The 23363-nt window shown below is 51.2% G+C and carries 23 protein-coding genes; 13 read left to right on the top strand and 10 right to left on the bottom strand.

The annotated features are described in order from the left end of the window. Positions 1–35: 35 nt before the first annotated feature. From adk to E6Q52_RS08295, 5 genes are all read right to left on the bottom strand, one after another. Entirely contained in the window at positions 36–689 is a 654-nt protein-coding gene (gene adk, locus E6Q52_RS08315; protein WP_292820975.1) for an adenylate kinase, read from the bottom strand. 96 nt (positions 690–785) lie between these two features. Beyond that, positions 786–1574 carry a 16S rRNA (adenine(1518)-N(6)/adenine(1519)-N(6))-dimethyltransferase RsmA gene (rsmA, locus tag E6Q52_RS08310; protein WP_292820974.1) on the bottom strand — a complete coding sequence of 263 codons (789 nt, stop codon included), beginning with the start codon at positions 1572–1574 and terminating at the stop codon, positions 786–788. Beyond that, complete coding sequence (gene pdxA, locus E6Q52_RS08305; RefSeq protein WP_292820972.1) at positions 1571–2569, bottom strand: 4-hydroxythreonine-4-phosphate dehydrogenase PdxA; 999 nt, start codon at positions 2567–2569, stop codon at positions 1571–1573. Before pdxA ends, rsmA begins: the two co-directional genes overlap by 4 nt. A gap of 4 nt (positions 2570–2573) precedes the next feature. After that, the gene (locus E6Q52_RS08300; RefSeq protein WP_292821061.1) at positions 2574–3857 is read right to left on the bottom strand and encodes a peptidylprolyl isomerase; all 1284 of its coding nucleotides are present in this window, start codon (positions 3855–3857) and stop codon (positions 2574–2576) included. 32 nt (positions 3858–3889) lie between these two features. Further along, entirely contained in the window at positions 3890–6274 is a 2385-nt protein-coding gene (locus E6Q52_RS08295; protein ID WP_292820970.1) for an LPS-assembly protein LptD, read from the bottom strand. A gap of 199 nt (positions 6275–6473) precedes the next feature. On the opposite strand from E6Q52_RS08295, the gene E6Q52_RS08290 reads away from it, so the two are divergent. From E6Q52_RS08290 to E6Q52_RS08280, 3 genes are read left to right on the top strand one after another with little or no spacing between them, the layout of a single operon-like run. Continuing rightward, positions 6474–7445 (top strand): phosphotransferase, encoded by a 972-nt coding sequence (locus E6Q52_RS08290; RefSeq protein WP_292820968.1) that lies wholly within the window; start codon positions 6474–6476, stop codon positions 7443–7445. 3 nt (positions 7446–7448) lie between these two features. After that, the gene (gene murU / locus E6Q52_RS08285; RefSeq protein WP_292820966.1) at positions 7449–8117 is read left to right on the top strand and encodes an N-acetylmuramate alpha-1-phosphate uridylyltransferase MurU; all 669 of its coding nucleotides are present in this window, start codon (positions 7449–7451) and stop codon (positions 8115–8117) included. Positions 8118–8143: 26 nt separating this feature from the next. After that, positions 8144–8572: a phosphate-starvation-inducible PsiE family protein gene (locus tag E6Q52_RS08280; RefSeq protein ID WP_019882820.1), complete on the top strand. Its 429-nt coding sequence runs from the start codon at positions 8144–8146 to the stop codon at positions 8570–8572. A gap of 36 nt (positions 8573–8608) precedes the next feature. On the opposite strand, the gene E6Q52_RS08275 is transcribed toward E6Q52_RS08280, so the two are convergent. Next, the gene (locus E6Q52_RS08275; RefSeq protein ID WP_292820965.1) at positions 8609–9640 is read right to left on the bottom strand and encodes a GGDEF domain-containing protein; all 1032 of its coding nucleotides are present in this window, start codon (positions 9638–9640) and stop codon (positions 8609–8611) included. Positions 9641–9813: 173 nt separating this feature from the next. Here E6Q52_RS08275 and E6Q52_RS08270 point away from each other — a divergent pair, with 173 nt between their 5' ends. The 6 genes from E6Q52_RS08270 (at position 9814) to E6Q52_RS08245 (ending at position 15389) form a co-directional block, all read left to right on the top strand. Beyond that, positions 9814–10044: a DUF3820 family protein gene (locus tag E6Q52_RS08270; protein ID WP_292820964.1), complete on the top strand. Its 231-nt coding sequence runs from the start codon at positions 9814–9816 to the stop codon at positions 10042–10044. Next, positions 10037–10810 carry a DUF2927 domain-containing protein gene (locus tag E6Q52_RS08265; RefSeq protein WP_292820963.1) on the top strand — a complete coding sequence of 258 codons (774 nt, stop codon included), beginning with the start codon at positions 10037–10039 and terminating at the stop codon, positions 10808–10810. Before E6Q52_RS08270 ends, E6Q52_RS08265 begins: the two co-directional genes overlap by 8 nt. 86 nt (positions 10811–10896) lie before the next feature. Next, a complete protein-coding gene (locus tag E6Q52_RS08260; protein WP_292820962.1) occupies positions 10897–12207 on the top strand; it encodes an aminopeptidase P N-terminal domain-containing protein in 1311 nt (436 codons plus the stop codon). Positions 12208–12243: 36 nt separating this feature from the next. After that, positions 12244–13413 (top strand): FAD-dependent monooxygenase, encoded by a 1170-nt coding sequence (locus E6Q52_RS08255; protein ID WP_292820961.1) that lies wholly within the window; start codon positions 12244–12246, stop codon positions 13411–13413. Further along, the gene (locus E6Q52_RS08250) at positions 13403–14611 is read left to right on the top strand and encodes an FAD-dependent monooxygenase (protein ID WP_292820960.1); all 1209 of its coding nucleotides are present in this window, start codon (positions 13403–13405) and stop codon (positions 14609–14611) included. The genes E6Q52_RS08255 and E6Q52_RS08250 overlap by 11 nt, the downstream gene beginning before the upstream one ends. 43 nt (positions 14612–14654) lie before the next feature. Further along, positions 14655–15389 (top strand): DsbC family protein, encoded by a 735-nt coding sequence (locus E6Q52_RS08245; RefSeq protein ID WP_292820959.1) that lies wholly within the window; start codon positions 14655–14657, stop codon positions 15387–15389. 73 nt (positions 15390–15462) lie between these two features. Here the strand turns inward: E6Q52_RS08245 and E6Q52_RS08240 are convergent, their stop codons facing one another. Then, positions 15463–16686, bottom strand: a complete 1224-nt coding sequence (locus tag E6Q52_RS08240; RefSeq protein WP_292820958.1) for a type II secretion system F family protein — start codon at positions 16684–16686, stop codon at positions 15463–15465. A gap of 38 nt (positions 16687–16724) precedes the next feature. Beyond that, on the bottom strand, positions 16725–18446 hold the full coding sequence (gene pilB / locus E6Q52_RS08235; RefSeq protein ID WP_292820957.1) for a type IV-A pilus assembly ATPase PilB: 1722 nt from the start codon (positions 18444–18446) through the stop codon (positions 16725–16727). A gap of 348 nt (positions 18447–18794) precedes the next feature. Here pilB and E6Q52_RS08230 point away from each other — a divergent pair, with 348 nt between their 5' ends. Continuing rightward, positions 18795–18998, top strand: a complete 204-nt coding sequence (locus tag E6Q52_RS08230; RefSeq protein ID WP_013441419.1) for a cold-shock protein — start codon at positions 18795–18797, stop codon at positions 18996–18998. An 81-nt stretch (positions 18999–19079) separates the two neighbouring features. Here E6Q52_RS08230 and icd read toward each other — a convergent pair whose 3' ends face one another. Beyond that, positions 19080–20330: an NADP-dependent isocitrate dehydrogenase gene (gene icd, locus E6Q52_RS08225; RefSeq protein WP_292820956.1), complete on the bottom strand. Its 1251-nt coding sequence runs from the start codon at positions 20328–20330 to the stop codon at positions 19080–19082. Between icd and E6Q52_RS08220 the strand changes: the two genes are divergently transcribed. Both E6Q52_RS08220 and E6Q52_RS08215 read left to right on the top strand, forming a co-directional pair. Then, entirely contained in the window at positions 20329–20871 is a 543-nt protein-coding gene (locus E6Q52_RS08220; protein ID WP_292820955.1) for an rRNA large subunit pseudouridine synthase E, read from the top strand. The genes icd and E6Q52_RS08220 overlap by 2 nt on opposite strands. Before the next feature lie 3 nt (positions 20872–20874). Next, positions 20875–21579: a type 1 glutamine amidotransferase gene (locus E6Q52_RS08215; protein ID WP_292820954.1), complete on the top strand. Its 705-nt coding sequence runs from the start codon at positions 20875–20877 to the stop codon at positions 21577–21579. A 19-nt stretch (positions 21580–21598) separates the two neighbouring features. Here E6Q52_RS08215 and E6Q52_RS08210 read toward each other — a convergent pair whose 3' ends face one another. Then, positions 21599–22471 (bottom strand): lysophospholipid acyltransferase family protein, encoded by an 873-nt coding sequence (locus tag E6Q52_RS08210; protein WP_292820953.1) that lies wholly within the window; start codon positions 22469–22471, stop codon positions 21599–21601. A 120-nt stretch (positions 22472–22591) separates the two neighbouring features. On the opposite strand from E6Q52_RS08210, the gene E6Q52_RS08205 reads away from it, so the two are divergent. After that, positions 22592–23362: a lipopolysaccharide kinase InaA family protein gene (locus E6Q52_RS08205; RefSeq protein WP_292820952.1), complete on the top strand. Its 771-nt coding sequence runs from the start codon at positions 22592–22594 to the stop codon at positions 23360–23362. The last annotated feature ends 1 nt before the right edge of the window (position 23363 follow it).

Genomic DNA, 23363 nt, shown 5'->3' with positions numbered 1-23363 from the left:
GCCCGCAGCATGCGGGCTTTTTTGTTTTAACGCCGTTATTTCAATGCGCTAAAAATTTCTTCTTTAATGGTATTGAGTTCGCCTAGGCCGTTGACCTTGACGTATTGCGGCGCGCCGCTGACGCCGGATTTCGCCCAGTCGGAATAGTAACCAATCAGTTGCTCGGTTTGATCGTGATACACCTGCAAACGCTTGAGTACGACTTCTTCTTTGTCGTCGTCACGTTGCACTAGCTCTTCACCGGTCACATCATCTTTGCCTGTGACTTTTGGCGGGTTAAATTTCACATGGTAAGTACGGCCAGAAGCCGGGTGGCTACGGCGACCGCTCATACGCTCGACAATCGCGGCATCCGGCACGTCGATTTCAACCACGTAATCAATGGCGACGCCCGCGTTTTTCATGGCTTCGGCTTGTGGAATGGTGCGTGGAAAACCGTCAAACAAAAAGCCATTGGCGCAATCTGCATCTTTAATGCGTTCTTTCACCAGGCCGATAATCACTTCATCCGGCACCAGGCCGCCTGCATCCATAAACTTTTTGGCTTCTAAGCCCAATTGAGTGCCTGCTTTGACTGCTGCGCGCAACATATCGCCAGTGGAAATTTGCGGGATATTGAATTTTTCTTTAATAAAGGTGGCTTGTGTCCCTTTACCGGCACCGGGGGCGCCCAGCAGAATCAAACGCATAACATGCTCCAAAAGTGTGGGTTTTAGTAAAAACAGGATTATATCAGGCTAAGCTTTAAATCAGGTTAAGCCAGCAAGGCTTTGCGCAAGTTCGGCTTAGGCCTGATTGGTGAGTGACTGGTCTGCCAGGTAGTTACTGATGGCGACAAACTCGGCCACGCTCAGGTTTTCGGCGCGCAGCTGCGAATCAATATTCAATGCGGTAAAACCATCATCATTGAGCAGGCCTTTGAGGGTGTTGCGCAAAGTTTTACGGCGCTGGCCAAAGGCTGCCGTGACGACTTTGGCAAACAAGGCTTCATCGGTGGCCGGGTAAGGTAAGGTGGCATAAGGCACGCAGCGCACAAAAGCAGACTCGACTTTAGGTGCCGGGTCAAAGGCCTCTGGCGGCACGGTGACCATGTATTCCATCTGCAGGCGGTATTGCAGCATGACAGACAAGCGGCCATATTCTGAGTTTGAAGGGTCGGCGACCATGCGCTCGACCACTTCTTTTTGCAGCATAAAGTGCATGTCTATAATCTGCGCGGTGTTTTCCAGCAGCTTGAACAGAATGGGGCTGGAGATGTTATACGGCAGGTTGCCAACCACGCGGATGCGCTCGCCTATGGTCGAAAAGTCAAATTTCAAGACGTCTGAATTATGGATGGTGATTTTCTTCGGCGGGTAGAAGCCTTGCATCCATTGAATAATGTCGCGGTCGATTTCGACCACATGCAAGTGATCCAGATGCTTGATCAGCGGCTGCGTCATCGCGCCCAGGCCGGGGCCGATTTCGACCATCAAGTCATCCACTTGTGGATGGATGGCGTTGATCAGGCTTTGGATGATGGCTTGGTCAATCAAAAAGTTTTGACCAAATTTTTTCTTGGCGATGTGTTTCATATCTTTGAATAGTTGCGTGTTTTGGACAGCGTGATGGCCAGTTGTATGGCACTCAGCATGCTGCCGAGATCGGCTTTACCACTACCGGCGATATCCAGCGCAGTGCCGTGATCGACTGAAGTACGAATAATCGGCAAGCCCAAGGTGACATTGACGCCTTCGCCAAAGCTGGCGTGTTTGAGTACCGCTAGGCCCTGGTCATGATACATGGCCAGGAAAGCATCTGCCTGTGACAGGTTTTTTTGCGAAAACATGGTGTCGGCGGGCAAGGCGCCGATGAGTTGCATGCCTTCGGCGCGCAAATTCTCAAGCACCGGGTTGATGGTGTCGATTTCTTCCATGCCCAGGTAGCCGTTTTCACCCGCATGCGGATTGAGTCCGGCGACAAAGATGCGCGGTTGGGCAATACCGAATTTGTGTACCAGGTCATGGTGCAGAATGCGGATAGTTGTGCTGACACTGTCAGCCGTAATGGCGGCACTGACTTGCGTCAGTGGCAAGTGGGTAGTGGCCAGCGCGACGCGCATGCCGCCACCGACCAGCATCATCACCACTTGTTCTGTGTGCGTTTTTTCTGCCAGATATTCGGTATGACCAGTAAATGTGATGCCCGCATCGTTAATCACGCCTTTGTGTACCGGGGCGGTGACCATGGCATCAAATTCGCCAGCTTGGCAGCCTGCTAGCGCGCGATCCAGCATGGTTAACACGGCAGCGCTGTTGGCCGGGTTGAGTGTGCCGGTGACCACCGGTGCGGCAGTTTCTACCGGCAACACATAAAGGCTACCGTCACCTGCATGCGCTGGCAGCGTGTTGGTATAGGTGTGCAACGCTAACGGCATGCCTAACTGAGCGGCTCTGGCTTGCAACGCTGCTGGATCAGCCAGCACCACCAGTGCCGCAGGCATGGCGGTATGAGCGAGTTTGACACAAATATCCAGCCCGATACCAGCAGGTTCGCCAGCGGTAATCGCAATGCGAGGCAAGGTATTCATGCGTTTAGAATTTGTCTTCTAAACGCATTTCAACAAAGGCTTTGTCACGTAGCTCGTGGATCCAGTCGTTATAAGATTCTTCTGCTTTACGGGCACGAATTTCCTGGCGTGCTTTGAGGCGCTTGGACTCTTTGGACATATCCTGTTTACGGCGCTCTAATACCTGGATGATATGCCAGCCAAACTGGCTGCGGATAGGTGCACTGACTTCATTGACGGCCAGTTCGGCCATGGTTTTTTCAAACACAGGCACTGTGTCACCCGGACTGATCCAGCCCAGATCACCACCACTGGACGCACTGCCATCGTCAGAATATTGCCGGGCCATGTCCTGGAATGGGGTGCCATGGTCGATACGCTCTTTAATACCTTCAATTTTTTGCTTGGCTTCTTTGTCAGACAAGACTTCATTCGGTTTGAGTAAAATATGGCGCACGTGGGTTTGTTCAACAATCAAGGTGCTGGCGCCGGCGCGTCTGTCATTCAGTTTGAGGATATGCACCCCGGTGCCGCTGCGGATTGGGCGTGAAACGCCCCCTGGTTGCAACGTTTTTACCAGCTCCAGAAACTGGGCAGGCATCTGCTGGCCACTGCGCCAGCCTAAGCTGCCGCCATCGAGTGCGTTAGGCGCATCTGAAAAGTTGGCGGAGACTTTTTCAAAGCTCATGCCTTCAGACAAAGCTTTGGTGATTTGCTCGGTGCGGGCGCGGGCTTTTTGAATATCTTCCGGCGAGCTATCTTCTGGCAAGCGAATCAGAATTTGCGAGATGTTAAACTCGTCCAGGTCGCCTTCTTTTTCCTGTGTAGTCAGATAGTTATCAATTTCGGCTTCAGAAATATTTACCTTATTATCGACATCGCGTTCGCGCAAACGGGCAATAATAATGTCATTGCGGATGTCTTCGCGAAATTTATAAAACTGTGTACCGTCTTCTTCGAGGGCTTTTTTGAAGGCAGGCAAGGTCAGGTTGTTTTGTTCAGCAATCCGTTCTATGGTTTTATCCAGTTGCGCATCTTCTACCTTAATGCCGGTTTGGGCGGCCAGTTGCAGTTGCAGGCTGTCAACAATCAGCCGCTCCAGAATCTGTTTTTGCAGTACCTCGTCAGGCGGGACTTCGACGCCTTTTTTAATCATTTGCGTTTTAACAGATTCCATCCGGTTAAGCATTTCCCGTTCTGTGATGACCGATTGGTCGACCACGGCAATGATCCTATCCATTTTTTCGATGGGACGTTTTTCTGCGGCGAGTATTACGGTTGAAGATGCTGCGCAAAAGGCAAACACCATCGTGGATAACAACAGGGTGGATAAACGGTTCATCATTGCGAGTTCTGGTCTCTGTAAATTGCCGGGATGTCGTAGGTGCGCATATAGCTTGGAATATTACGCTTGATCACATTTAAAGGATTGGCGCCAATAGACGTCAAGCCTCCGAGTTCGAGTTGGAAAAACATAGCATAGTTCGCGTTGGCGGTGGCTGTTTGCACGCGTTGCATGACTGCGCGCGCCTGCCAGCACCCGGCATCATATTCCAGCCCACCCAAGAATTGCACGGCGTTGCCATCGCGGATAGAGTAGTTGAGGCGGCTGATACCATACCAGCCAGCGCCAAATGGCCATTGCACAGAGGTATCGAATTGTTCGAGGGTGTTGGCGGTATAGCGGTAGCCAAAGCTGAATGACTTGCCCGGTTCTGGGTTGTAACGCAGCAAATAGTTGTTACGCTCCATGTTGCCGCGGTCAGGGTCATACTGCCAAAACGTGTCTAGATTCAGGCGGCTGGAGAGGCGTGCGGTAAAGCCTGCCAAAATATCTGATGACTTACGAGTACTGGCTGAAGTACTTGGTAGCGATACTTTCTGATCTTCAAAGTAGAAACGCTGCCCCAAGGTGGCACTTATTCGCTCAATGCCAGTTTCTGCATCAATCAGGCGGCTGGTGATTGCCAGCGTTGTCTGGTTAGCATTGTTTACGCGGTCACCGCCAATAAACTGGTTTTCGGTAAAAATAGAGTCCTGATTAAGTGTCGCTAGCGCCGTATCAAAAATCGGGATTTTACTTTGATCACGATAGGGAATATAGACATAGTACGCTCTTGGCTCCAGCGTGTGCGTATAGTTTGTGCCAAACAAGCTGGACTCACGGTCGAAATAGAGTCCTGAGTCTAGGCTGAAAATGGGCAGCGTTCGGCTCAACTGGTTATACTCTTCCGAGTAGCCGTTAGGCACATTATTATTCAAGCTGTATTGCGTGGTGTTCACACCAAATTTCGGTGTGACAAACCCATATGAATTTTTCATCGGGTAGGACAGTGACGGGTAGAAATTTAACCGTGAGCCGGTAGGCACAGTGCCCATTTCTTGCAAGCTATCAAAATAGACATATTGCGCCACGGTTTGCGTCGTAATGCCGTTCCAGCTATTGTCGTAATTGACAGTCAGCTGAGGCAGGCGCTGGTAGACAAACGATTTGTTATCAAGGTTTTGATAGCGTTGTACGGAGCCGTTAAACGTCCAATGATCATCTTGATAATCAACAAACGCGGTTTGTTGCAGGTTGACGCGTGATGTCACCTGAATTCTAGTGGCCATTTCCGAAAAGTACTTATCGTCTGACACTTTTTCCAGATTGTAGCCGCCTGACCAGTGTTCACTAAATCGTTGCGCGTGCGACAGTTTTGCATAAAATCGAGTTTGGCCAGTCATGCTGTCATTGTCGAGATATTCAAAGTTGTTAATCCCTGAATAGTCTTCACCCAGGTAGCGGAATTCGCCTTGCAGTTGCGTACCGCGTTTGCTCAGAAAGCGGGTAGCAATGGTGGCGTCCATATCCGGGCGGATGTTGATGTAATACGGTGTCAGCAATTCAAAGCCGCTTCTAGAGGTCGTTCCCCATAACGGCGCCAGCAAACCACTTTTACGCTGGTTGTTGTAAGAAAAGCTCATCCACGGTGTGTAAAGAATCGGTACGCCTTTAAACTCAACGAATGCATTGGTTGCTTCGCCCGTGCGGGTGTAGTCGTTGAGTTCCAGATTGTTGGTTTTGATATACCAGTCGTCAACATCGGCAGCACAGGATGTGTAACTGGCTTTTTTTAACCGCTTGATATTCTGGCCTTCAAACAGTACTTGCTTGGCAGTGGCGCGAATATTCTCAAATGAGGCATTATTGCCTTGCGAGCTGTATGACTGATCATCTTCCAGGTAGCGTTTTGGATCGCTGAGCAAAATAGCTTCATCATTGAGTAGCGCGCTGCTATCCTGGTTGCTGGGCGGTGGCGGGCTGCTTTTAAATTCGATATTGACGTCGCGCATCTCCCCAATATTTTCACTCATGCGCATGCGCAGCATCGGGCCGGTAATTTTGGTTTGGCCCGCAGTAATGACCGCATTACCGTCTACTTGCAGTTCGTCATTCTGAATATCATAGCGAATATCATCGCCGGTGACTTGCTGGCCTTCTTTGCGAATCACTGCGTTGCCAATTGCCCGCATTTGTCTGTCCATGCGCAGTTGCAGGGTGTCGCCTTCAATTTCAATGGCTCCAGGCAAGGTGGTGTTTTCTGCGACGACAATGCTTTCTGTGGCTGCCTGCTCATCCGCGCGCACAGGCACAGGCGACAAGGTGCTGATGGCGATGAGCGCCAAAATCAGCCGGATGCCGCGGTCCTGAAAGGTGGATGAGTGAGCTTGCAAATTATTCAAAGAGTGATCGTTTCGGTAAGGCCTGCTAATGGCCGACGGTTGTACGCACGCATCCCAGACCCTGCGGTCAGATGTCTCATTTCAATTGGGCTATATTATTCATGAAAATGCTTAAAAAGTCATTTTTCACTTAAAATGACAGCCGCATTTTAACAGTAATGCCCGGTAGTATGGGCCGATTCATTATTTGGGAACATTTGTGGATAGAACACAGCAACTACAACAATGGCTACAGCAGGTGCTCGATCAGCCTTTTACACTCACGACGGCTTCGGCAGACGCCAGTTTCAGGCGTTATTTCCGCGTGCATTTGCCGACGCAAACCCTGATTGCCATGGATGCGCCACCGCCGCAGGAAGATTGTCGCCCGTTTGTGCGCGTGGCGGAGCAATTCCTGACAGCCGGGCTCAATGTGCCCAAGATCGTGGCGCAAGACGTTACGCAAGGCTTTTTGTTGCTAAGTGATCTCGGTAACGATACCTATCTGTCGCAACTAAATCGTGACAACGCCAAAGCTTTATATGGCGATGCTTGTCAGGCCCTGATCAAGATGCAACTGGCAACACAGCCAGAAGCATTGCCAGCATATGATGCAGCTTTACTGATGCGCGAATTGCAATTATTCCCTGAGTGGTATGTGAACAAGCATTTAGGTCAAACGCTGACTGCAGAGCAGCAGGCCGTGATGGATAAGACGTTTGGCTTGCTGATCGACAATATTTTGCAGCAACCGCAAGTGACGGTGCATAGAGACTATCACTCACGTAATTTGATGGTCACGCCCGACAATAATCCAGGCGTGCTGGACTTTCAGGATGCCGTGATTGGCGCCATCACTTACGACCTGGTATCCTTATTTAAGGATGCTTATATACGCTGGGACGAAGAAGATTTAATGGACTGGGTTGTCCGTTACTGGCAATCGGCTAAAAAAGCCGGTTTACCCGTCAGCGCTGATTTTGGTGAGTTTTATAAAGACTTTGAATGGATGGGCGTACAGCGCCATATCAAGGTGTTGGGTATTTTTGCCCGCTTGTATCACCGCGATGGCAAAGAGGGCTACCTCAAGGATATGCCCTTGGTGATGCAATATTTACAGGCGGCCTGTGAGCGTTATGTCGAGTTGCGTCCGTTTCTCAGACTGTTGCTCGCCTTGGAAAAGGCAGCCTAAGCCATGCGTGCGATGATCCTGGCTGCTGGGCGTGGTGAGCGTATGCGGCCGCTGACTGACCATACCCCCAAGCCATTATTGATGGCAGGCGGTAAACCTTTGATTGTGTGGCATATCGAGCGCCTGGCAACTGCGGGCATCACCCAACTGGTTATTAATCATGCGCACCTGGGGCAGCAGATTGAGGATGCGCTGGGCGATGGCCGACAATGGCAGGTGCACATTCAATATAGCGCAGAAGTCACGGCACTCGAAACCGCAGGCGGCATTGCCTATGCCTTGCCTTTATTGGGCGAGCAGCCGTTTGTGGTGCTGAATGGTGATGTATTTACCGATATTGATTATGCCAGCCTGGCCTTGCCAACCGGCAAGCTGGCGCACTTGGTCATGGTCGATAATCCACCGCAGCATGCCGCGGGCGACTTTGGTCTGGCAAATGGCTTGGTGTTGGAATCTGCCACTGACCGATTGACGTTTTCGGGCGTCGGTGTTTATCATCCATCGCTATTCGACAGCGTACAGCACGGGCACGCAGCCAAATTAGCCCCGCTGTTAAAAGCCGCCATGCAACAGCAGCGCGTGACTGGACAACATCACCACGGATTGTGGCATGATATCGGCACGCCAGAGCGGTTAGAGCAGCTGGATCATTGGCTAAGTAAAAAGAACTAAAAGCAAAGAGTTAATCAGGGGGGAACATGAAGCCACCATACGAGCATCGCACCGATAAAATCGCGCACCAGGCATTAATGTGGATAGAGCGGCTGGGCTTGGGGCTGGTCACGATCGCGACCTTCTTTTCACTGGCACATGAACTGGCGCGCATGTGGGATGCTGGCATGGTCGGGCTGGGCGATTTGTTGCAGCTGTTTTTATATCTGGAAGTGTTTTCCATGATCAACAGCTATTTTGGCACTGGCAAATTACCCATGCGTTATCCGATTTACATTGCCATGGTGGCGTTGGCGCGTTATTTATTACTGGACATGAAGGAAATGACCGAGACACATATGCTGGCGGTGTCTGCGGCCATCTTGATTTTGGCGATTTCAGTGCTGGTGATGCGCTTCGGGCATTCACGTTACCCTTACGAAGATATTCCCGAGCAAAAAAGAGACTTGTTATAACAGCATGTGCGCCGCATGATGGCGCACATGGTCAACTCAGGCGGCTGCCAGTTCTTCGTTAATCAGGGTGACCTGGTTACGGCCTTGTGCTTTCGAGGTATATAACGCCTGGTCCGCCCGTGTAATAAAACTGTCTGCAGACTCCCCCGGCAGGTAGGCTGTAACCCCCATAGAAATCGTAATATTAGAAATCAGCCGCTGCGTGACATTGTTTTTAATGGTGATGGCAGCCACCTGGCGACGAATGTTTTCAGCGATTTCTTTGGCAATATCGACGCTGGTATGTGGCAATAACAACACGAACTCTTCGCCGCCGTAACGGGCTGCGGTATACAAGTTACCTGACACCGTTTTTAAAATCCGTGCCACGGCCTGAATGACTTTATCACCAAATAAATGGCCATAGCTGTCATTCACCTTTTTGAAAAAGTCGATATCCGCAATCAGCAGGCACGTATCTTCATTGGCCGGGGTGTCCAGGCATTGATGCAAGGCTGTATCAAAGCCTTTGCGGTTCATCAGCCCGGTCAGGCCATCCGAAATCGCCTCTTGCTTGGCTTTCACAATCTCGTTTTTCAGGTCAGCAATTTCTTCCAGGCTCGCCTCCAGTTGATGCTGCAAGCCATGCATAGAGGTTTGCATTTGGGCGGTATCAGAGAGCAGCGCTCCGAGTTGGGCGCCGAGTTTAGGGTCTAGCTGTTGAATTTCGTCCGACCAGGCGTCCAATGACTTTCTAAATTGTGAAGTGTCCTGCCCGGCTTTTTCAGTACTGGAGGTGATATTCGTCACCACCTGGCTAAAGCGCTCAACCAATACCTTGGCGCTATCAGTGTCTGTGCTGGCAATGTGTTTGTTAAATAAGTGCGCCGTGCTCTTTTCGTTGAGCTTTTTTTCTTTTTCAATCAAGTCGTTGACTTCTTCAATCAGGCGCGCGTGCTCGCCCGATGAATATTCATACCAGACAGCGTAGCTGACGGGATGAAACGCCGCATCCTGCATCGACATGTGGTGGATGGCTTGTCGCAGGTATTCTGCACTTTTTTCTTTAGTGATTTCGTATTGCATCATGGTCTTTCGCGATGTTGGGTTCAATACAACGCATCTTCTTGTTGTTGAGTTTTCTAACCAGACTCAAGGGGAATATCGGCAGGCAGCCGATTTTTTTAAGGGTGCAGGCTAAATAAATCTTGAAAACCGCCGATTTTGCTTAAAATAATGCATCGTTCACCATCCTCACCGCCATGAAACAAGAAGACTTGATGCAACTGGTCACCCTCAAAATGCCCTATGGTAAATATCAGGGCAGGCTGATTGCTGATTTGCCCGGCAATTACTTGCACTGGTTCGCGCGCGAGGGGTTTCCGCCGGGCGAGCTAGGCCGCTTGCTACACCTGATGCGTGAAATTGACCATAATGGCTTATCCCATTTGCTGACGCCGTTACGTGCAGCCGCGGCGAAACAGCATGATTAATATCAGGTATTGGTGGCTAATTTTGCTGTTGAATACCTCTGCCGTGCTGGCAGAGGAGGCCTGGCAGTCCCCTGAATATTTGCAGCAGGCATTCAATGAGGTAGCACTGCATAGTGAATATGTCGCAGGCGAGCAAGCCGTACGCAAATGGCAGCAACCAGTCAAAGTATGGCTGGCGCACCATGCCGATGGGGCAGAACAACATACCTCGCTGACGACGGCGCATTTACGACATCTGTCCCAGATTACGGGTCACTCAATTAGCCTGGCCGCCAGCGCCGCTGAAGCCAATATGACCGTGGTGTTTAGCCAGTCTGCGCAATGGCGACAAGAAGTGGCACGTGTCAGTGACAATAAAAGCCAGCCGCCACCTGCCGACGCCATCTGCATGTTCGGTGTGACCCTGGATGCACAAAAAGCCATCAAGCGCGCCTGGGTGGTGATTCCTGTCGATCACGCACAGGAACATGGCGCGCTGGTGTCTTGCATTGTTGAAGAAATCACCCAAGCCATGGGGTTACCCAACGATTCAGACAAGGTATATCCCTCAGTATTTAATGACAAAACGCCAGAGTCCTTATTGACCGGCCTCGATGCCTTATTGTTAAAAATGCTGTATCTACCCGCTATCAAGCCTGGCATGCACGCGGCGCAGGTGCAGCCTATTCTGGCGCGCCAACTGCAACAGTGGCAAAGCGATGGCACGATTCAAAACGCCGAAAAAAATGTCAGACAGTCTGCGCTGTATGAAATGATGGGCTTCTGACGCGCTGTTGGCAGGAACCATTCCAGCAATTGCCAACCAAATACGCTACAATTCCTAACTATCCAGAACGTACTTTGAGTCTCTCCATGCAAGAATTTTCCCGTCGTCGCCAGCAACTGATGCAGAGCATGCAAGCGGGTATTGCGGTGATTCCGACCGCGCCCGAAGTGACGCGCAATCGCGACAGCCATTATCCTTACCGTTTTGACAGCTATTTTTATTACCTCACCGGATTTAAAGAGCCTGAAGCTGTGTTGGTGCTGATTGCCGGGGCATCGCCAAAAACCATTCTGTTTTGCCGTGATAAAGACCTGGATCGCGAAATCTGGGATGGTTTTCGTTATGGGCCGGAGGCCGCTAAAACAGAATTCGGTTTCGATGAGGCGTATTCCATCACACAACTGGACGAACAATTACCAACGCTGATGGCGAATCAGCCTGAGTTGTTTTTTAGCCTGGGCAGTGATGCTGCCTGGGATGCCAAAGTGAGCCAATGGCTGAATGCGGTCAAGGCGCAAGCGCGCACCGGCGTGCAGGCCCCTGCCAAGCTGGTTGATGTGCGTCAACCACTGGATGCAATGCGTCTGCTTAAATCCCCTTATGAGATTGACCTGATGCGCCGCTCGGCCAATATCGCCGCCAGCGCGCACAACCGTGCCATGCAGGCAGCAGTGCCAGGTAAGTGGGAGTATGAAATCGAGGCGGAGTTTTTGCATGCGTTTTATAGCCAGGGTGCGCAGGCACCGGCGTATACCAGCATTGTGGCCGGTGGCGCCAATGCGTGTACCTTGCACTACAACGCTAATAACGCGCAGTTAAATGTCGGTGATTTACTGCTGATTGATGCCGGTTGTGAGTTGGATGGCTATGCCTCTGACATTACGCGGACTTTTCCGGTAAGTGGTCGTTTTAGTGGCCCGCAAAAAGATTTATATGAACTGGTGTTAGCCGCACAGGCGGCGGCCATTGAACACGTCAGTCCGCAACATCACTGGAACGCGCCGCATGAGGCTGCCTTAAACGTATTGATGGATGGCTTTATCCACTATGGTTTATGCCAGGGCAGCCGTGAGGCCGTGCTCGAAACCGGCAGCTATCGCCAGTTTTACATGCATCGCACCGGTCACTGGCTGGGGCTGGATGTGCATGATGCCGGTGAATATAAAACGGCGGGCGGTGACTGGGTCATGCTGCAACCCGGCAACGTGCTGACGGTTGAGCCTGGCTGTTATGTGCGCCCGGCAGACAATGTGCCTGAGCATTTCTGGAATATTGGCATCCGCATTGAAGATGATGTGCTGGTGACCGCCAATGGGCATGAGGTGATGACCTCGGCGGCCGTAAAAACGGTGACCGAGATTGAAGCGCTGATGCGTCAACGCGCATCAGCAATTTGAGTATAGATTGAGATTGAGTCAAAGGCAGTCAGTGTGATGCAAACTATCAACCATCCTGTAGTCATCGGCGGCGGCCCGGTCGGGCTCGTACTGGCGTTGTCGCTGCAACAGTCGGCTGTGCCAGTGACGGTGCTTGAGGCGCAGTCGCACGGCGCCATGTACGGCGATGGCCGCGCGCTGGCGCTGTCTTATGGCACACGTCAGGTGCTTGAGCAGCTCGGGGTGTGGACGTTGCTCGAAAACAGCGTCACGGCGATTGAAACCATTCACGTTTCTCAGCAAAAAGGCTTTGGCCGCACCGTGCTCAAAGCCCAGGAGCACGACTTGCCCGCTCTGGGTTATGTAGTCTCATATGGCGCGCTGATGCAGGCGCTCGATGCACGCATTGCGCAATCTCCTGCGGGCATTACATTGCATGACCAGGTGCCGGTGACGGCGCTGGATGTACATGCGACTGCGGCTGAGGTTGAATATCAGTCTGCCGATGGCGCTGTACAAAAATTATCGACGCCTTTGGCCGTGATTGCCGATGGCGGCCGTAGCCTGGAGTCTATTCCTGGCCTGGTGCGTGAGACCAAGCATTATGGCCATGATGCGCTGGTCGGCCTGGTGCAGACCGAGCAACCGCACCGCAATATTGCCTACGAGCGGTTTACGCCATTTGGGCCGATGGCATTGCTACCCAACGGCCAACAATTTTCACTGGTATGGACCGGTGAACAGGTTTATCTCGATGAGATCGCTGGGCTGGATGATGATGCCTTTCTGCAAGCCTTGCATGCTGCCTTTGGTGACCGCGTGGGTAAATTCTTGCATGCGGGCAAACGCTTCAGATTCCCGCTCAAACTCAGTAAATTAGGCCAGACCTTTGCCGCCCACTGCGTGGTAATTGGTAATGCGGCACAAACCATGCACCCGGTTGCCGGACAAGGTTTTAACGTTGGCATCCGCGATGCAGTTGCGCTGGCGGCTAATGTTGCGGCCACGCAGGACAGCGAGTGGGGTGCAGCACACCGCCTGGCTGAGTATCATCAGTCGCGTCAGCGCGATACCGGGCGTGGCCTGCAGTTTACGGATTTCTTAGTTAATGTATTTTCTAATGACCTGGTCGGGGTGGGCTTGCTGCGTGGCGCGGGGTTGGGCGCGCTCAGCCTGTTGCCAATGGCGCGCCGTTATTTGGTCAATAAAATGAGTTATGGCAGCTGAACGTTCTCTGATTAACACCGATGTGGTGATTGTGGGTGCAGGCCTGGTGGGGCTCACGGCCGCGATTGCCTTGTCGCGCCTGGGTAAAAAGGTGGTGTTGACCGATGCCAAGCCAGCACTAGCCTTGCCGACTGACTGGATGACCGATATGGCGCATTGGGATAGCCGTATTTATGCGCTGACCAATCAAACCGTGGACTGGTTACGCGCGCTGGGCGTGTGGTCACGCCTGCCTACCAGTCGCATCAACCCGATTGCGGCCATGCATTTATGGTCGCCGACACATCAGCATGCCACGCCTAGCTTGCGCCTGACCGCAGATGAAGCGCACTTGCCTGAAATGGGCTATATCGTTGAAAGCCAGGCCTTGATGCATGCCTGCTGGCAGGTCTTGGCTGACACGGAGGTGACGGTGATCACCGACGCACCGGCACAGTCATTGCAACATGGCGGTCATCTTGCACGGTTATCCTTGCCACAGCATGAGGTTGAAGCTTCTTTGTTGTTAGGCGCTGATGGTGCGCGCTCCTGGGTGCGGTCGCAATGCGGTGTGGGGCTGCAACAGGTAGATTTTGCACAAACGGCGTTGGTCGCTAATTTTAAAGCTGAACGGCCGCATAGCAATATTGCCCGGCAGTGGTTTGGCGAGCATGAAACCCTGGCTTTGCTGCCCATGCCGCAACAGCAGGTGTCCCTGGTGTGGGCGTTGCCACATGCGCTAGCTGCGCAAAAACAGGCCTTGTCCGCACAGGCCTTGGCCTTAGAAGTGGCTGAGCGCAGTGGACAACTGCTTGGGCAGTTAACGCCGAGTGGTCCCGTGCTGGCTTTTCAGCTGATGCAGAATACCGCTGAAACCATGGCCTTGCCGCAAGTGATGCTGTTGGGCGATGCCGCGCATCAGGTGCACCCGATGGCCGGGCAGGGGGTTAACCTCGGTTTTCAGGATGTGCAGGCACTTTGTGCGCAGATTGCCCAATTGCCTGCGATGAAGCCATTGGGCGATGCCGGTTTTTTACGGCATGTGATGCGCACTCGGCAGCCAGATATAGTGAAGATGCATGCACTGACCCGTGGCCTGGATGCTTTGTTTGCCCGCCCACAAGCCATATGGACGCACGCCGCTTTGTTAGGCTTACGCGGTGTAGAGAACAGTGCTATGCTTAAACGTTTTTTAATTCGCGCAGCAACGCAACAATAATGTGTAGCGTTGCCTACTGCGCATGTTTGAGAAAGAGTATGTCATGAAAAAATCTATCGGCCAGTGTGTGATGGGCGGCATGATTGCCTTGGCCGCGCTATGGTCTTTTAGCAGTGTTGCCGACGAAGCCAGTCTGAAAAAACTGGTGGAAAGCGCTTACCCAAAATTCAAGGTCGACAGTGTGACCAAAACGCCATACTCAGGCTTGTATGAAGTGTTTATGGGTGGGCAAATTATTTACACCGATGACAAGTTCAGCTTTCTGATTGCCGAGGGTCGTTTGGTCGATCCAAAAACCAAAAAAGACATTACCGGCGAACGCATGGATGAGTTGAGTAAAATCGACTTTAACAGCCTGCCGCTGGATCAAGCGATTAAAGTGGTCAAAGGTAATGGCAGCCGCAAATTGGTGGTGTTTTCCGATGTGGATTGCCCATTCTGCAAGCGTCTGGAACAAAAAGAACTCACGAATATCAACGATGTGACTATTTACACATTCTTGTACCCGATTGAGCAGTTACACCCGGATGCCGCTAACAAATCACGTAGCATCTGGTGTGCCAGCAATCGCGTGAAAGCCTGGCAGGACTGGATTTTCAATAACAAACTGCCGACAACGACCGCCAAATGTGAAGTACCGCTGGAAAAAGTCGGTGAGTTGGCGCACAAGGTGGGTGTGAACAGCACGCCGACATTGTTTTTTGAAAATGGCAAACGCATGCTGGGCGCGCAGCCTTATGACGAAATTGAAAAGTCATTGCAAGCTGCCAAAAAATAATCGATTAGTGTATTCGATCATAAAAAAGGCCGGGATCCCCGGCCTTTTTTATTGTCTGCGTTTGCTGTGAGGCTTAGCCACCACCACTGACCACTTTCCCCATTTTGAAGATAGGCATATACATGGCGACCACCAGGCCACCGATGAGGACGCCGAGTACGACCATAATCACTGGCTCCATCAGACTGGAAATCGCCGCGACAGCATCATCGACTTCGCCCTCGTAAAAGTCGGCCACTTTGGTCAGCATGCCGTCTAAAGAGCCTGATTCTTCCCCAATCGCGGTCATCTGGATGACCATATTAGGAAACACATTGGCATTTTGCATAGACACTGTCAGGCTGGTGCCGGTGCTGACTTCGCTTTGGATTTTCTTGGTCGCATCAAAATAGACTTTATTACCAGAAGCGCCTGCCACAGAGTCCAGCGCTTCGACCAATGGCACCCCTGCCGCAAACATGGTAGACAACGTGCGCGCAAAGCGGGCGATGGTGGCTTTGCGAATCAGCTCGCCAAAAATCGGCAGCCGCAGCATGAGACGATCCATGGTGGCCTGCATTTTTTCGGAGCGTTTCCAGGTGTAAAAAAAGAACCAGAAACCAAACCCCATGGTGCCAAAAATGGCCCACCACCAAGCGACAAAAAAGTTGGACAGGTTAATCACAACCACGGTCGGCCCGGGCAGGTCAGCCCCAAAGCTGCTGAACAAATCCTTAAAGGCGGGCACAACAAAAATCATAATCACGGCGGTAATCACAAACGCCACAACAATAATGGAGACCGGATACACCAGCGCCGATTTGATCTTGCTTTTAATGGCAAGAATCTTTTCTTTATAAGTGGCCAGGCGCTCCAGTAAGCTATCCAGAATACCGGCTTGTTCCCCGGCACCAACCAGGTTGCAAAATAACTGATCAAAGTACAAGGGATATTTGCGGAACGCCGCGCTCAGGCTGCTGCCGGTTTCGACATCCGATTTAATATCAGACAGCAGCTTGGCCACCGCCGGGTTATGGTGGCCCTTGCCGACAATATCAAAGGCTTGTAATAAAGGCACACCTGCTTTCATCATGGTGGCGAGTTGGCGTGTAAACAGGGTGATGTCTTTTTCGGTGACTTTGCCTTTGGTCGCCAGCGCGCTTTGTTTTTTGACCTTGAGTATCGTTATACCCTGGCGGCGCAGGGTGGCATTGACCACGGCTTCGCCATTGGCGCGCATTTCGCCTTTGACCAGCTTACCTTTGCGGTCTTTGCCTTCCCACTGATACACGGATTGTTTGCTATTTGCAGTCGCCATAGTGTTTTCTTAAAAATAAATAGAGTGAGTCACAGACCTTATTCATTGGTGACGGCTTCGACTTCCTCAATCGAGGTTAAGCCTTGTTTTACCTTGAGCAGGCCAGACTCGCGCAAGTCTTTGACGCCTTCTTTTTTGGCCTGTGCCGCTATATCCAGCGCATTGCCGTTTTGCATGATGATTTGCGCGATGGCTTCAGTGATCGGCATGACCTGATAAATACCGACACGGCCTTTATAGCCGTTATTGCAGTGTTCGCAACCCCCCTCTTTAGGACCATACAATTGCCACTCACCTTCTAACATGGCATGGGTAAAGCCGACTTTTAGCAAAGCTTCTTGCGGGATGGTAAGTGGCACTTTGCAATGTTTGCATAAGCGCCTGGCCAAACGTTGTGCGGTGATTAAGGTCACGGCCGAGGCAATATTAAATGGTGCCACGCCCATATTCAGCAAACGTGACAGCGTGGTCGGTGCGTCATTGGTATGCAGCGTGGACAGCACCATATGGCCGGTAGACGCGGCCTTGATGGCCATGTCTGCCGTTTCCAGGTCGCGAATCTCACCAATCATGATGATGTCAGGATCCTGGCGTAAAAACGATTTTAAAGCGGCGGCAAAGGTGAGACCTTGTTTATCATTCACATTGACCTGATTAATGCCAGGCAAGGGGATTTCTGCCGGGTCTTCAGCGGTAGAAATATTCACGCCAGGGTCATTGAGCAGATTTAAGCAGGTATACAGTGACACCGTTTTACCCGAGCCCGTTGGCCCGGTCACCAATACCAGGCCATAGGGGCGATGGATGGCTTTCAGCAACGAAGCTTGCTGCTCTGGCTCATAGCCTAAGGCTTCAATGCCCAGTGTTGCGCTGGTCGGATCCAGAATCCGCATCACGATTTTTTCGCCATGGATCAAGGGCAGGGTACTGACACGGAAGTCGATAGCGCGCGTTTTTGAAATAATTAATTTCATGCGGCCATCTTGCGGAATTCTTTTCTCGGAAATATCCAGGTTTGAAATCACCTTGATACGCGAGGCCAGTTTTTCTTTGATGGCTAAGGGCGGTTGTGACATATCTCTTAAGACGCCGTCTACCCGGAAGCGAATACGGTAAAACTTCTCGTAAGGCTCAAAGTGCAAGTCGGATGCGCCCATATTGATGGCATCCAGCAATATTTTTTGCAAGAACTTGACCACCGGCGCATCATCCACTTCTTGCAGGATTTCTGCTTCCTGCTCTTCGCCCGCGTCTTCCAGGCCAAGGTCAAACTCATCACCGCCAGCATTGAGGTTAGACATGCTGGTATCTTTGGATTCGACAATTTTATCTATCCATTTACCGAGTTTGTCATCCTCCACCACCACCGGAAACAAGGTCGCGCCCATTTGAAACTGTATGGTGTCCAACGCATGCAGATTCGTCGGGTCGGAGATGGCAATATAAGCCACGTTGCTTTTTTGTTGCAGCAGCAAGACGCGATGCGATTGCATCAGTTTGATGTCTATGGTTTTGTCTGGCAGAGAGTCCTGATCTAAGGCATTGAGGTCAAAAAAAGGAAAGCCGAAAGCTTGCGAAGCCGTTTGCGCAATATCTTTGGCAGAAATCTTTTTTTGCGCCAGCGTGGCGGCCAAAAAGCTGATTTTCTGTGCGTGGCATTTCTCCTGCAACGCCGCTGCGTCGTCTTCGCCCATGAGCGAAGACTGCACCAGCATGCGCGCCATACCGCCCAGTTTTTTTGAACTTTCCAGTGTTGCCATAGATGTCTTTAAATACGTCGTCCAAACAGTGAAACAGATCCGTTAATATACTGATACAACTCACCTTTTTACTGGAGTATACGTGGAGGCTCAAAGATTCAAATCGTAGAAAAGACGGGCTCTCATGCAGCATTTATGCAAATTTTAAGGAGATTTTTTAGCTTTCGTTAAAAGATACAAAATTAGCCTTGACATTTAAATAATGCTAAATTATAAATCCTTAAGGCGTTTGGGTTCAGGTTTTTTGTAGCCGTCTTTAAGTAAAGCAAAGCTTGTTTATTGCGACTGGAGTACTTGAGACAAACTTTTGGGGCGCCTCCCTGTTAAGTAAAAAAGTAAGGAAGTAAAATGGCAACAGGTACCGTAAAGTGGTTTAACGACTCTAAGGGCTTTGGATTCATTACTCCCGATGACGGCGGTGACGATTTGTTCGCGCACTTCTCCGCAATCGTTGAATCTGGTTATAAAAGCTTGAAAGAAGGCCAACGTGTATCCTTTGATGTGACTGAGGGTCCAAAAGGGAAACAGGCTTCAAACATACAAAAAGCATAATTTGTTCTTTTAGGGGTAAAAAATACAAAACGGCTCGCATTTGCGAGCCGTTTTTTTATCGTTTGGTGCAGTGGCTAAAACTTAGGCCATTTGTTTGATGATTTCATCACCAAACTCTGCCGTGCCGACTTGCGTGGCACCTTCCATTTGGCTACTAAAATCGCCAGTCACCCGCTTGCTGGCAATCGCCTTGGCGACGCCATTGAGTACGAGGTCAGCCGCTTCTACCCAACCCATATGACGTAACATCATTTCGGCGGACAAGATCAGGGAGCTTGGGTTGGCCAGGTTTTTACCGGCGATTTTCGGCGCGGTGCCGTGGGTGGCTTCAAACATGGCGATGGTATCGCTCAAGTTCGCTCCGGGCGCAATCCCGATACCACCAACTTGGGCTGCCAGCGCATCACTCATATAGTCGCCATTGAGGTTCAATGCGGCCACGACATCGTAATCTTCCGGGTGCAGCAGAATCTCTTGCAAGAATGCGTCTGCGATACAGTCTTTAATGATGATGCCATTAGGCAGCTTGCACCATGGGCCGCCGTCAATCAGCTCGGCGCCAAATTCTTCTTTGGCCAGTTGATACCCCCAGTCACGGAAGCCACCCTCGGTGAACTTCATGATGTTGCCTTTGTGGGTGATGGTCACTGATTTGCGGTTGTTATCAATCGCGTACTGAATCGCCTTACGAATCAAGCGTTTGCTGCCGTCAATGGAGACTGGCTTGATGCCAATCGCAGAGGCTTCCGGGAAACGGATTTTTTTGCGTACGCCCATATCGCTCAAAAAGTTGATGACTTTTTTCACTTCTTCGGTGCCTGCAGCCCATTCAATCCCGGCATAGATGTCTTCCGTGTTTTCGCGGAAAATGACCATATCGGTTTTTTCTGGGTGCTTGACCGGGCTAGGTACGCCAGTGAAATACTGGATAGGGCGCAAGCAAACGTATAAGTCCAGCTCCTGACGCAGTGTCACGTTGAGTGAACGGATGCCGCCACCGACTGGTGTTGTCAATGGGCCTTTGATCGAAATGACGTACTCTTTCAAGGCAGCCATGGTTTCGTCGGACAGCCAAGTGTCTTTTTCGTAGACGGTAGTGGATTTTTCACCGGCATAGACTTCCATCCAGGAAATTTTACGCTTGCCGCCATAGGCTTTCTCAACCGCAGTATCCACCACTTTAATCATAGGGGGGGTGATGTCGATACCAATCCCGTCACCCTCGATAAACGGGATAATAGGGTGGTCTGGAACATTTAGGGTATTATCAGCATTGACAATAATTTTGCTGCCAGTGGCTGGCACCTTGATTTTAGACATAGCGCTTTCCATGTTATTACTGTTTAACAAACCTTTTAACGTCGTGTGCCAATTCACTGCACATGAAAAACACGCAACGCTCAAAGACTATATTCCGATTCCCAACGTCTATGCAGCCGGGCGGTTAGATACTGACTCCGAAGGATTGCTTATTTTAACCGATGATGGTGCATTGCAACATCGTTTGAGTCATCCCAAGCATAAACAGATCAAAACCTATTGGGCCCAAGTTGAAGGTGTGCCTACACAAGCAGATTTGATGCCACTAGAGCAGGGCGTGGATCTGGGTGACTTTGTCACGCAACCTGCGCAGGTCAGCATCATCACTGAACCTGACCAATTGTGGCAGCGCGTGCCACCGATTCGTGAGCGCAAACATATCCCAACTACCTGGCTGGAGCTGAAGATTAGCGAAGGCAAGAACCGCCAGGTGCGGCGCATGACCGCCCACGTGGGGTTTCCGACCTTGCGCCTGATTCGTTATGCGATTGGGCCGTATACGTTGGACGGAATCTTGCTAGGACAATATCAGGAAGTCAGTTTGGTAAGGTAAATCATGAAACCGGTAGTGATATTCAGGCACGCTTGCTGCGAGGGTGCTGGTTATTTGGGCACTTTTTTGGCGCAACATGCTATTCCGTGGTGCGAAGTGCGCATTGATAAAGGCGAGACAGTACCCACGTCTGTGGATGATTACAGTGGCATTGTGCTGATGGGTGGGCCCATGAGTGTGAACGATGATCTGCCGTGGATTCCGCCTTTGCTGCAATTGATTCGGCAGTCAGTGGACAAGGATGTGCCCTTGCTTGGCCACTGCCTGGGCGGCCAACTGATCAGCAAAGCGCTGGGTGGTGTCGTCAGCAAAAACCCGGTCAAAGAAATTGGTTGGGGTGAGGTCAAGGTCGCAGATCATGCGCTGGCGCGTGACTGGTTTGGAGACTTGCAAGGCTTTAACAGTTTTCATTGGCATGGTGAGACGTTTACCGTGCCAGCGGGTGCCACGCATGTTTTATCCAGCCCCTATTGCGCGAACCAGGCTTATGTCATGGGTAAGCATATCGGCTTGCAATGCCATATTGAAATGACGCCAACCATGGTGAAAATCTGGACCGAGCAATGGCAGAGTGATATTGCCAGCTCAGCCAGTAGCCCGGCGGTGCAGTCCGCGGATACCATGCTGGCAGCGGTTGAGGCCGATTGCGAAGTGTTGCACCGCGTGGCCGATAAAGTCTACAGCCGCTGGATCCAGGGCCTAGCTTAGCCAATTGCTGGCTTGGCGCTTAGCGCTCAACCTGGTCGGGTTGGCTTTTTTCCAGTTTGTGCAGGGCGTAGCGTCGCTGCTTGTAGCGGTTGTATTGCCATAAATATTGGCTGGGGCATGCGGCGACCTGGCGCTCAATCGCCTGGTTCAATTGTGCTGGTGTGCTGATGTCCTCTACCCGCGTCAGGTGGATGTCAAACCCTTTGCCAGCGGGCAGTCGCTCGCCAAACGCCATGATAATCACCGCATCTGCTTTGCTGGCCAGCTTGCTAGCTAAACCCATGGTATAGGCTGGTTTACCAAAAAAATCGGCCCATTCGCCTTCGCCTTGTCTAGGAATCTGATCCGGCAAAATGCCGATAGCCTGGCCTGATTTCAATGCTTGTAGCAACTTTTTCACCCCATTGGCATTGGCTGGCGCCATCTGCACCTGGCCTTTTTGCCTGCCTTCAACCACCAATTGACTTAACCACTGCAGTTTGGGTGGTCGGTAAAGCACGGTGATCGGCGCACGCGCACCATAATAAACCGACGTGATTTCAAAACAGCCCAGGTGCGGGGTGAGAAAAATCAGGCCTTTGCCTTGTGCCTGCGCCTCAACAATATGTTGCCAGCCATGCACTTGCTGTATCAACGGCAACAGCTTGGGTGATGGTTTTCCCCAGATAAACAGCGTTTCCAGAATGGCTTTACCTGCTTCCAGGCGGCTGGTTTTGACCAAACGTTGCGCCTCAATGTCGTCAGCAGCTAACCCGCTTTGTTGTATATTCGCCAGCGCAATCCGATTGCTTTTGGGGTCGAAACAATAAGACAGATAGCCGAAAAAAATGCCCAATCTATGTACCCAGGACAATGGCAGGCAGGCGATGGCTTTACAGAAAAACAGCAGCATGAGACTAATTTATAAACGCATTCTGTTAAAATTTAGGATTAGCCCTTATGTTAACAAACTGCGGTTTAAAAACCTGCATTGGCCTCAATTATTTCAGCATAATATATTTTGGAACATTCCTTGACGCATTATCAAGATCCAGCCTGGCAGACCGCCTTGCAGCAGCACGGGCTCGATGCTTTTGAAGCCTGGTGGTCACGTGACATCGCCTGGTTTGAGCCGCCGAATGAGCGTCGAGGCGGCTGGAGCGGCGTCGGCAAGCTGGTGCTGGCTGTTGAAAATCAGTCTGCACTGGCGTTGTTTGTGAAAAAACAGCAGAATCATGGCCGCCGTACCTTGCGCCATCCGCTGTCAGGCGAGCCAACATTCCGGCGTGAGTTTGAGCGTTTGCAGGCTTTGGCCAAGGCGGGGATTCCGGCACCTAAAGTGTTGATGTATGCCGAGTCCTTACACCAGGGAAATCAGCGCGCGATTCTGGTGACTGAGAATTTGCATGGCTTTGTCGATCTGAAGTACTTGCTACCGACCATACTGAGCCAGCCTGCTGTAGAGCGCAGACGTCTGCTGCGTGCCGTTGCCCAGCAAATCCGGCGTTTTCATAATCTGGGCTGGGTGCACCGTGCCTTGTATCCCAAACATATTTTTGTCCGCCAGACGGATGCAGTGCCACAAGTGGCGCTGATTGACCTGGAAAAAGCCAGGCAAAGCCTGGGCGCCTGGCGCCGTGCCCGGTTTGACCTGGCGGCACTGCATCGGCATACCGAGGGCTTAACTGACCGCGATCGCCTGTATTTTTTTAAACAGTATTTGCATACTGAGGCATTTGCCCGGCCTTTAAACTGGTGTGAGCGCCAGTTACTCAAACGCATTACCACACGTAGCAAGCGTTAAC

Source organism: Methylophilus sp. (assembly GCF_008015755.1).
GTDB lineage: Bacteria > Pseudomonadota > Gammaproteobacteria > Burkholderiales > Methylophilaceae > Methylophilus.
The sequence above is the reverse complement of the archived record's forward strand: the minus strand, read 5'-3'. Positions and strand labels throughout refer to the sequence as shown.